This is a genomic window from Kitasatospora sp. NPDC057015 (assembly GCF_042673745.1).
Lineage (GTDB): Bacteria > Actinomycetota > Actinomycetes > Streptomycetales > Streptomycetaceae > Kitasatospora.
In genome coordinates, this window is the sequence record NZ_JBHUSG010000100.1 from 1 (window position 1) to 8,150 (window position 8,150).

Genomic DNA, 8,150 nt, shown 5'->3' on the forward strand with positions numbered 1-8,150 from the left:
TGGTAGACCTCCCACCACGGGTGCGCGCCGTTCAGCTTGATCGAGTCCTGCGGCGGTGCGACCTGGACGGCGCCGTAGCCCTTGGGCCCGAGCACTGTCGTGCACTCGTTCGCGACGGAGTTCCAGTTCCATTCGAAGAGGTTCGCGATCACATCACCGCCGTTGGGAACGGCGGCAGCCTGCGCACTGCCCTGGAACGCGACCGGTAGCACGGCCCCGACCAGCAACGCACCGGCGGCGAGCAGACCCACCGGCCCACGCCGGAAACGGACTGCAGAGGCGGGGTGGGAGGTGGGGGCGGGTCTGGGCTGGCGGATCAGGTACGACACGGACGGACTCCCTTGGGTGGAGGGCTGCTGCTGGGCGGTGGGGGCCGCGACCGGCTCGCCTCGGCGGGACGGCTGCGGCGCTCGGCTGAGCCGCGGGCCTGGTGTGTGATCACCAAGTCCTTTGGCATGTACGCCTCTTAATGCCTCACTGCAGATTCTTGCTGAAAGTTTCAGCAAGGCGATGCGAATTTAGGGCTGCCCCGGCCGGACGTCAAGGCCTTTCGCACCGGCGGGCATTGGCCGTGCTTGCCGACCCGGCGAACCGTCGAAGGCGTTCAGCCACAGCGGCCGCAAGCTCCCGACTGCCGTCCAGCCCCCCACCCTGGCCACACCGCCCGCACTGCCCTCGGCCGACGGGCAGCCCACCCGATCCGCGACGGCGTGTCGTCGTGGAAACTGTCCGTGACCAAGGAGTAGGGTGGAGGCGCTGGCGCTTCGGGGGGTCTGGAGCGGCGGCCCGCGGGAGGGGTCCGAAAGTCTCGTCCGGCTCGGTCGGCCGTGACCGTCCTGAACGCCACCGCGCCCGCGACTCCCCCGGATCCGAACACCCCGGTGACGCTCCATCAGGAGGCCACGGCCACGCAGGACGGCCAGATCGACCTGGTCGCCGGAGACCGGTACACCCACCCACCCCGGCCGTGACGACGGACGAGCACGCGCCGGAGCGCGTCGAGCAACTCGCCACCGCATCCGACGACGCCCGGATCCACCAGGCCCGTCGCGACCAGCACATCACGAACATCACGCAGACCCAGTCGCACCGGCCCCGGGCTCTCGCCGCGCGGATACGACCCCTGCGGCCCCGTCCAACTGGCTCCCCTCGTCCCCGCGCAGCGCATGCACCGGCTACTGACCACCTCCCGTCACGCCCTCGCCTCCCCCGCCCTCCGGGCCCGCGTCCTACGCCTGCCTCGCTGTGGTGGTCGCCGAGTTCGGCGAAGACGGCTGCGGCTCGGGTGTAGAGGTGGACGGCGTCCTCGAACCTGCCGATCGCCAGGAGGAGCAGCTCCGACGGCACCTGGCCGCAGTGGTGGCGGGGCGGGTCGGACGCGTGGCTGGTGGAATCGCCTGCGGCGCGGTTGGCGGAGGTCGTAACCCGCGGCCGGCGCGACCTCCTGGACCACCGGGAGGCGTACGCGAAGGCGGCCGAGAAGTGGCGCCCGGCGGGGAGCAGGCCGTTGCACCGGACCGCCCCGCCGAACGGCGCCGGTGGGCAGGACATCGTCCGTGCGGCAGGTGGTCGCCGATCCCGCGCACTCGTGGGTGCCGTGCCCCGTCGGCCGCGCGGCGATCACCGCGGCGGGGTGCTCAGGGGAAGTACAGTGCCGCCTTGCCCAGGACGTGGCCCGTGAACAACCCGCCCCACGCCACCTGGCCCCGGTAGATGGTGATCCGGGCGATCCCGGGCGTCGCCGTCTCCACCGTGATCGGTCGGCCGATCAGGGAGGTCCCCAGGAGCCGGGCGTCCGCCGCGGCCCACTGCGTCGCGGACGGCTGGACGCTACCGCTCACCAGTGCCGGCAGGACCATCGCCGCATTGCGGGCGCCGGGCAGACCGCTGCGGATGCTCTTGGCGCGATCCATCGCCCATCCCGTGAACTCGGCCAGCAAGGGTCCGTCGACCTCGGGAACGGCTGCGGCGAGCACGAAGAGTTCGGTCTTGGTACCGAACCAGCGCGCCTTGCGGTCCGACCGGCGGCCGAACACCACGCGGTGATCTCGCCAGGTGCCCACGGTCACCTGGCAGCCGTCGGCCGCCAGCCGCTCACCGAGTCCCAGCAGATACGTGCCGGCCGCGTCGACCGGCGACTCCCCGTTTGCCTGATGCTGCGTCATGGCGTAGATCCTCCAACACCGGTACGACAGGTGGAAGACCGAGGCGTGTCCGTTCGCGGAGCAGCGGCCGCAGCCGGCAGGGCGCGAGCCGGGGCGCCGGGAGGGTCACGGGCCGGAGGCCGACGACCGGCGGCCCGGAGGATCCGACTGACGGTGGCACATGACACAGTTCCACTCATGAACATCAATGCCACATTGAACAGTTGGGACGAGGCCGTCGCTCTCTTCGAGCGGCGGAGCCTGCCCGTCAGCACCTACGAGAACCTGTACGAGGAGGAGTACGACGTCCACGCCGGCGACCTGTCGGTCGTCGGCCACCTGGACCTCGACGCCACCGAGCCGGAGGGCACCGGCTACATCGTCGACGGCGACCTCGACGTCACCGGCGCGATCCTCAACCTCGACGACGGCTGCCCCGCGCTGGTCGTCCTCGGCGACCTCAGGGCCGCCGCCGTCTACCTGGAGGGCGACGCCAAGCTCATCGTCCGCGGAGACGTCCACGTCGAGGGCTTCATCGGCAACATGACCGACAAGCTGGTGATGATCCACGGCGACCTGCACGCCCACGTCACCGTCCTGTCCTCCGAGTTCGCCCCGGACCTCATCGGCGGCGCCCTCCACGGTCCCGTCCTCGCACCCTCCTACCTCCTGCCCACCCCCGACGAACCGCTCCTCGCTCCCGAGACCGTGCTCGTCCCCGAAGTCCTGCGCACCGCAGCCGACGACGACCACGACGATCTGCGTGGCTTCGACGCCCCCGGCGTCCACGGCGGCCACCTCCTGGCGCGCATCGAGGCCGGCCTGCCCGTCACCCTGGCCGGTTCGTCCACGACCGTAGATGCCAACGGGCGGTGACGCGACGCCGGATCACATGAGCAGGGCGGCCCGCGACGGCGCCCGCGCAGGGCGGCGCCTTCGCGGTGGGCCGGGCGGCAGAGCCCTGCGGGCTACGGGTTGACGGTGCTTCCGTCGGGGGCCAGGAACCGCCGAACGTTCTCGGCGAAGGCGCCGGGCTGGTCGTGGTGCACGACGTGACCGGCGGGCAGTTCGACGAGACGGATCGAACGTCCGGCTGCCATCTCCCGGGCGTGTGCGGCCGAGAGTTCGTCGCTCCGCGTGCCACGGATCAGCAGGGTCGGACACCGCACGCTCAGCCAGTCCTGCCAGTGGTCACCGGACAGTGCCTGCTGGGAGCGGAGCGTGTCGTCCACGTCGAAGGAGAAGCCCCAGCCGTCCCCACGTTGCCTGAACGTCCGTTCCAGGTACGGCGCAGCGGCGCCCAGGGCCTCGACGAGCCCGTGACGGGTCGCGGCCCGGTCGGGCAGGTTCTTCGCGAAGGCCAGGTCGATGTCGCAGACCGCTCCGATGTCCTCGACGACGAGCGCGGTGACGCGGTCGGGGTACCGGGCGGCGAACTGGTAGGCGTTCACGCCCCCCAGGGAATGACCGAGCAGGGCGACCTCCGCCAGCCCGAGGTGGTCAAGAAGGGCCGCCACGTCGCCGACGTAGCCGCTGCGTTCGTAGTCGCCGGCCCGATCGGACTCGCCGTGCCCCCGCTGGTCGAGCGCGATCACCCGTCGTCCGGGGCCGAGCCGCTCGGCCAGCGGCGCGAAGTCCGCGCCCTCGCTGAAGTGCCCGTGCAGGGCGATCAGTACCAGCCCCGGCCCACCGAAGTCCAGGTAGGAGAGCCTGCGCCCGTTCACCTCGAAGCCGCGCCGCACGTGATCGTCCATGGCCGGCGAGTCTACGTGACCGTCCGCTCGCCGCACGGCCGGCATCGGATGGTGCGAACAGGGCTGCGCTCAGGGACAGTTCGATGCTCCGTCCCCCACTCGCCCACTACCATGACTGCTTCGTCGACGAAGACATGAAGTGAGGCCTACCGTGCACTCCGATCCCACCGGGACCGACACACCCGCGGCCGCCGTACGGGTTCGCCCCGCGACCGGGGGCGACGCCGACTTCCTCGCGGAGGTGCTGTTGCAGGCGTTCAACTGGGACGGGCCGCGTTTCACCCTGGCCGAGATCCTGCGGACGCCGCACTTCGCCCACTACGTCACGGGCTGGCCCCGGGTGGGGGACTTCGGTGTGGTGGCCGAGGACGACGCCGGCCGGCCGATCGGTGCCGCCTGGGCGCGGACCTTTCCGGCCGACGCCCCGGGCTACGGGCACATCGCGCCCGAGGTACCGGAGTTGACCATCGGCGTCCTCCCCGGGCACCGCGGACTCGGCGTCGGGAGCGCCCTGCTGGACGCGCTGGTGGACATGGCCGCCGGCTCGTCCGTCGACCGCCTGAGCCTCAGCGTGGAGGACGGCAACCCCGCCGCCCGGCTCTACACCGACCGCGGATTCCGCCCGGTCGGACGCGAAGGGGAATCGGACACCATGGTGCTCCGGCTGTCGGGTTCGCCCGCGAGCTGACCCCGGACGGTACGCCCGACGGCGGGCCTCCCCGGAGACCGGGCCGTGCGGAAACCCGCGCTGTCTCCGGACCTGCAACGGTCCGGAGACAGCACACCGAGGTGTGGTTCCCCACGGATCAGGGACCGGGGTCAGTGGTCGGCGTTGCCGCCGCGCACGACGCAGGACGCGCTGCTCTCCCAACCCCAGCCGTCACCGTCCGGGTCCGAGGAGGAACTCACGCAGTACGGGTACCCGTTCGGCGCCTTGCTCGGCAGCGAGGAGGGGGACGGGGACGCCGTGGCACCGGTGTCAGCCCTGCCGCCGCGCACGACGCAGGACGCGCTGCTCTCCCAACCCCACCCGTCACCGTCCGGATCCGAGGAGGAACTCACGCAGTACGGGTACCCGTTCGGCGCCTTGCTGGGGGACGGGTCGACGACGGGGGACTGGGTGGGACGGTCGTAGACGGTGGCGGTACGGGCGGTGGAGGCGATGCCGTTGGCGCCGCCGAAGAGGCGGTTGCCCCAGGTGGTAGGTGCGTTCTTGTTGAAGCCGTTGACGAGGTCGAGGTACTCGACGCCGCCGCCGTTGCCGCTCCAGGACCAGCCGATGTAGCCGAGGCCCTGCGACTGGGCGGTGGCCATGATGGCGTCCTCGTCGGGGTCGCCGTCGCTGTGCTGGGCGCCGAACTCACCGACCACGATGGGCAGGTTGTTGGCGGTGTAGGCGTTGAGGTAGCTCTGCACCTTGGCGGCGGTGTTGTAGACGCCGTACATGTGGATCGAGAAGATCGTGTTGCGGTCCGGGTCGGACGCGAACACCGAGGCGGCGTTGTCCCGCATGGTGTTCGACCAGTCCTGGCCCCAGTTCGGGCCGTCGACCATCAGCGCGTGGTGGATGCCGGCGTTGCGCAGCTTGCCGATCGCGCTCTTGGTCGCGGCGGTCCAGGCGGTGTAGTTGGTGTTGCCGAAGGGCTCGTTGCCGATGTTGACGACGACGTAGCCCTCCTGACCGTCCAGCGCGCTCTTGTTGTCGACCCAGAACTGCGCGGCCCGGTCGAGGGTGGTGGCGGCGCCGTCCTCGCCGTAGCCGGTGGTGTCGTGCACCTCCAGCACACAGATGACCTTGGCGGCCTTGCACTGGCCGATCAGCGTCGCGATCTGCGCGGTACCGGTGCGGGTCCAGCGGTCGCCGTTGCCGAGCACGACCCGGACGGTGTTGGCGCCCTTGGACGCGATGTCGGCGATCGCGGTGGTCTGGCCGGGGTACCAGGCGTACGCGTGGTTGACGCCGCGCATCACGAACTGGTTGCCGTTCGCCTCGTAGACGCGGCCGTTGCCGACGTGGATGCCGGAGGTGGCGGCCTCGGCACTGCCGGGGGTCAGCCCGAAGACGGAGAACAGAAGACCGAAGACGGCGGCGACTGCCACGCCGACAGCCGTGAGCGCCCTGCGGCTCGGCTGCATTTCCATGACTCTCCTCAGGTGTGGGGTGGGGTCACGGCCCGACCGACACCTCGTCGACTGCGGTCACCCCGAGTGGCGGGGGACCTCGACGGGTGGAGGGAGTTCGGGCAGGCCGATCCGCAACGTCGCGAAGGCGGCAACGCGGCCGGGGATGGCCTGGCGCGCCGCCCTCCCCCCGCAGGTGGCGGCGAGATGTGGCAACGTTGTCAGCGGGATACTGGCATGCCGTCAGGACCGGGTCAATGGATTGCACTTAACCGATTAATCAGCCTCCACCTGCGAGGGCGGTTCGCACATCCGGTGGGCGACCGGCTCGTCGGCCGCCCGCCGGCACGCCCCCCGAGCCCGTACGGAGAAGTACTGGACTTGCGGCAGCCGCGTGGGATAGAAAGCCCGCACGGAGATTCGTGCACATACCGCTGCAGGTGGGTACCCCCACAGGCTCCGGCGCCGATCGCCCCCGACGGAGGCACCCCCGCCCGTCGTCCGGAACGGCCCCGGCCCGTCGTCGTGCCGGCCGGACCGCACCGGTCACTCCGCCCGGACGACAAGCGAACCTCTGCACCTCTGCACCTCCACGCCTCCGCATCTCCGCACCTCCGCATGCCGAACCAGCACCACTCCGGGGTGAACCCATGCCACTGACCGTCGACGACGTCCACAGCAAGCAATTCACGATCGTCCGGCTCCGCGAGGGCTACGCCGTGAAGGAGGTCGACGACTTCCTCGACCACGTGGAAGCCGCCCTGTCCCGCCTGACCCGGGAGAACGAGTCCCTGCGGGGCGACCTGGTCGCCCTGCAGTCGGCGCAACGCAAGGCCGCGCAGCGCCGGGTGCAGCCCCCGCCGGCGGTGGCGCCGGACCTCGCGGCCGGCCCGTCGGCAGCCCCGCCTCCGCCGCAGTCGCCACGGCCGCCGTCGCCGCCCCGGCCCGAGCCGGAGACCGGCGGCGCCGCCCGGCTGCTGGAACTCGCCCAGCGGGTCGCCGACGGGGCGACCGAGGCGGCGCGCCGGGAGGCCGAAGCCGTCGTCGGCGAGGCACGCGGCCGCGCCGAGGGCATCGAGCGCGCCGCCCGTTCCAAGGCCGAGGCCCTGGAACGGGACGCCCAGGACCGGTACCGGTCGGCGATCGGCGCCCTGGAGTCGGCGAGGTCCGCACTGCAGACCAGGATCGACGCCCTGCACGGCTTCGAGCAGGAGTACCGCACCCGCCTGAAGTCCTACGTCGGCTTGCAGCTGACCCTGCTCGAAGCGCCGGTGGACGGCCCGCCCGTCGACCGCACGCCTGCCGACCTGCCGGCTGCCGCCCGACCGACCGACCCGACCGCCCCGCCCGCCCCGCCCGCCCGTCCGGACATCGCGCCGCCCTATCGGCCCGCCCCGGCACCCTTGCGGGTCCCCGTCCCGCTGAGGATCCCCGTCCCGGCCCAGATCGGCGGCTTCTTCCTCGACGAGGACCTCGGCTGAGGTTTCGGCCGCGCGCTCGACCAATCCTCGACCGAGCCACCAGCACTCCCGGCCACCGCCGGCGGCACGGAGTCACCTTCGACCGGAGGCCGGGGCGCGGCTGCGACTCCACCGCGGCGACACCCCGGGAAGCCGGCTGGACACCCTGAGCGATACCGGCCCCGGGGACGGGCACGCCTCATGGGCGCGGCTTCCACGGGATGTGCCGTCGACCCTTGACAGCACCACCACCGAGGCCGTCAACTCGCTGATCAAGGCGAAGCGCGTGGAAGGACGCATCGCCCGCCGGACACCTGGACGGCGTCCCTACCGCCCTGCGACATGTGACCGACCCACGACACCTGCGACCTGCGACCTGCCGGAGGTTCATCACCAGCCGACCGCGGCTTCCCGCGAAGCGCGGTCCCCCGTCCGCGAATCCCTCCGGGCAGACACCGGAGCACACGGCGACCCAACGACGGCCCCGGAGTGTTCGAGGGGCCGAGATCAGCTGCCTGAGGAGGCGAGCACATGGACCACCGAGCTTCCATGGCCGACGGATCCGACCGGGACCATCGAACCCGCAAGGGCGACCGGCGCTCGTACGTTCTCGACACCAGCGTGCTCCTGGCAGACCCTCTCGCCATGACGCGCTTCGAGGAGCACGAGGT

General features: G+C 71.6%; 7 protein-coding genes and 1 pseudogene. 4 read left to right on the forward strand and 4 right to left on the reverse strand.

The genetic code is table 11. From position 1 onward, the window contains the following. Positions 1-329 (reverse strand): annotated as a pseudogene (locus tag ACFTWP_RS40895) (hypothetical protein); the annotation flags it as partial. Between the two features lie 498 nt (positions 330-827). Here ACFTWP_RS40895 and ACFTWP_RS40900 point away from each other — a divergent pair. Then, entirely contained in the window at positions 828-971 is a 144-nt protein-coding gene (locus ACFTWP_RS40900; protein WP_380270276.1) for a hypothetical protein, read from the forward strand. A 666-nt stretch (positions 972-1,637) separates the two neighbouring features. On the opposite strand, the gene ACFTWP_RS40905 is transcribed toward ACFTWP_RS40900, so the two are convergent. Continuing rightward, positions 1,638-2,165, reverse strand: coding sequence for a hypothetical protein (locus tag ACFTWP_RS40905; RefSeq protein ID WP_380270277.1), 528 nt, complete (start codon positions 2,163-2,165; stop codon positions 1,638-1,640). Between the two features lie 177 nt (positions 2,166-2,342). On the opposite strand from ACFTWP_RS40905, the gene ACFTWP_RS40910 reads away from it, so the two are divergent. Next, positions 2,343-3,020, forward strand: coding sequence for a hypothetical protein (locus ACFTWP_RS40910; RefSeq protein WP_380270278.1), 678 nt, complete (start codon positions 2,343-2,345; stop codon positions 3,018-3,020). A gap of 92 nt (positions 3,021-3,112) precedes the next feature. Here ACFTWP_RS40910 and ACFTWP_RS40915 read toward each other — a convergent pair whose 3' ends face one another. After that, positions 3,113-3,898 (reverse strand): alpha/beta fold hydrolase, encoded by a 786-nt coding sequence (locus tag ACFTWP_RS40915; protein ID WP_380270279.1) that lies wholly within the window; start codon positions 3,896-3,898, stop codon positions 3,113-3,115. Between the two features lie 151 nt (positions 3,899-4,049). Between ACFTWP_RS40915 and ACFTWP_RS40920 the strand changes: the two genes are divergently transcribed. After that, positions 4,050-4,586 (forward strand): GNAT family N-acetyltransferase, encoded by a 537-nt coding sequence (locus tag ACFTWP_RS40920; protein ID WP_380270280.1) that lies wholly within the window; start codon positions 4,050-4,052, stop codon positions 4,584-4,586. 131 nt (positions 4,587-4,717) lie between these two features. Here the strand turns inward: ACFTWP_RS40920 and ACFTWP_RS40925 are convergent, their stop codons facing one another. After that, entirely contained in the window at positions 4,718-6,040 is a 1,323-nt protein-coding gene (locus tag ACFTWP_RS40925; RefSeq protein ID WP_380270281.1) for a cellulase family glycosylhydrolase, read from the reverse strand. A gap of 629 nt (positions 6,041-6,669) precedes the next feature. Here ACFTWP_RS40925 and ACFTWP_RS40930 point away from each other — a divergent pair. Further along, the gene (locus tag ACFTWP_RS40930; RefSeq protein ID WP_380270282.1) at positions 6,670-7,500 is read left to right on the forward strand and encodes a DivIVA domain-containing protein; all 831 of its coding nucleotides are present in this window, start codon (positions 6,670-6,672) and stop codon (positions 7,498-7,500) included. The last annotated feature ends 650 nt before the right edge of the window (positions 7,501-8,150 follow it).

What these genes read in the sequence shown, in the direction of transcription:
- ACFTWP_RS40925 (WP_380270281.1), bottom strand. Translation starts at nt 6,040, where the DNA reads ATGGAAATGCAGCCGAGCCGCAGGGCGCTCACGGCTGTCGGCGTGGCA.
- ACFTWP_RS40905 (WP_380270277.1), bottom strand. Translation starts at nt 2,165, where the DNA reads ATGACGCAGCATCAGGCAAACGGGGAGTCGCCGGTCGACGCGGCCGGC.
- ACFTWP_RS40910 (WP_380270278.1), top strand. Translation starts at nt 2,343, where the DNA reads ATGAACATCAATGCCACATTGAACAGTTGGGACGAGGCCGTCGCTCTC.
- ACFTWP_RS40915 (WP_380270279.1), bottom strand. Translation starts at nt 3,898, where the DNA reads ATGGACGATCACGTGCGGCGCGGCTTCGAGGTGAACGGGCGCAGGCTC.
- ACFTWP_RS40930 (WP_380270282.1), top strand. Translation starts at nt 6,670, where the DNA reads ATGCCACTGACCGTCGACGACGTCCACAGCAAGCAATTCACGATCGTC.